Origin of the sequence: Psychrosphaera sp. B3R10 (assembly GCF_018861025.1) — a bacterium.
Taxonomy (GTDB): Bacteria; Pseudomonadota; Gammaproteobacteria; order Enterobacterales; family Alteromonadaceae; genus Psychrosphaera; species Psychrosphaera algicola.
The window spans coordinates 1-1,551 of sequence record NZ_JAHKQH010000002.1 but is presented as its reverse complement, the minus strand read 5'-3'; the positions used below and the strand labels follow the sequence as shown (position 1 = coordinate 1,551).

Genomic DNA, 1,551 nt, shown 5'->3' with positions numbered 1-1,551 from the left:
ACATGTGCAGATAAACCACTACGAAAAACGCCGATGCGCCAGTAGAGTGCATATAACGAATAACCCAACCATATTCAACATCACGCATGATGTATTCAACAGAGGCGAATGCGCCCGCTGCAGATGGTTCGTAACTCATTGTTAACCAGATACCAGTAACCAATTGGTTTACCAAAACGATAGTCGCTAAAAAACCGAATACGTACCAAAAGTTCATGTTTTTAGGCGCAGGATATTTTGACATGTGCATTTCATATGTACGTGTCATTGGGATGCGAGCATCAATCCATTCAACTAAATTTTTAAACATTATGCAGCTCCTCCATCTTCACCGATCAAGATCGTTGTATCGTTGACAAAGTAGTGAGGCGGAACTTGTAGATTTGCCCCCGCTGGTACACCGCTAAATACACGTCCAGCCATGTCAAATTTTGAACCATGACAAGGGCAATAAAATCCAGAGTCTTGCCCTTCAACAATTTCCTGATAACCATCAGACAGATAACTTGGTGAGCAACCTAGGTGAGTACAGATACCAACTGCAACAAAGATTTCTTCTTTTTTAGAACGATACGCATTTCTGGCATATTCTGGTTGCTGGTCTGCTGTCGAATTAGCATCTTTTAGATTGTCTTCTGAAATGCTAGAAATTTGCTCTAACATTTTAGGGGTTCGATAAACGATCCAAACTGGCTTGCTTCGCCATTCAACGCGGATCAATTGACCCGGCTCTATTTTGGTAATATCTACTTCCACTGGAGCACCGGCTGATTTAGCTCGAGTACTCGGGTTCCAAGAAGCAATAAAAGGCACTGCCGCAGCTACCACACCAGCTCCACCTACAACTGAGGTGGCGGCGGTAAGGAAACGACGACGACTATTGTCTACGGGCGCATTGCTCATCCAATTTTTCTCCGCGATTAGGATTAAAAAGCGTCTAAGAGTCAACTAATTGTAGCTGGTTCTTAAAATTCTTGTAATTTCTACGATTCTACCGAAAAAGCCCTATGTAAAACAAGGCAATATACAAAGATAGGTTAGAAAAATTCAAATAGTTAATGATTATGCCATTAACGGCTACATTTTAACCAGTTAGTTAAGTCGATATCTGTCTATTTTCCTAACGTTTTGCTCTTTGTTGAGTCGCTGAACACTTTTGACTTCATCAAAAAATTGGCGGCTAGTAACCAAACAGCCTCAAAATTTCAATTGGACGACTATGGCGGAGTTTTTACGTACCACCAAACGAGTCATTATTTTATGCACTAAAAATGCACAACTTAAATATTTATCCCATAATTCGAAACACAAAAAGTGCAGACGGGTGGCACACGTTCGGGTTTAAATACTGGCATAAAAACGTTAATCAAATGACTTATGAACACCCTTCTTGGGCATCCATCGATTCTGGCATCCTGCTTCATTCTACCTCCTACATCCATGTAGTCGTGCCCACCGGGTGTTGCCCCATCCTTGTCTTATCCCAGCTATAAGTTTGAACTTATGAACACCCTCTTTGGCCATCCATGGCCACCGGGTGTTGCCCCATCC

The 1,551-nt window shown here is 42.0% G+C and carries 1 protein-coding gene and 1 pseudogene; both read right to left on the bottom strand.

Annotation, left to right across the window (positions count from 1 at the left end):
* Positions 1-310, bottom strand: a pseudogene (locus tag KO525_RS00540) (cytochrome b); the annotation flags it as partial.
* On the bottom strand, positions 310-903 hold the full coding sequence (petA, locus tag KO525_RS00535; RefSeq protein WP_215961845.1) for a ubiquinol-cytochrome c reductase iron-sulfur subunit: 594 nt from the start codon (positions 901-903) through the stop codon (positions 310-312). The gene petA and the pseudogene KO525_RS00540, both read right to left, overlap by 1 nt.
* Between the last annotated feature and the right edge of the window lie 648 nt (positions 904-1,551).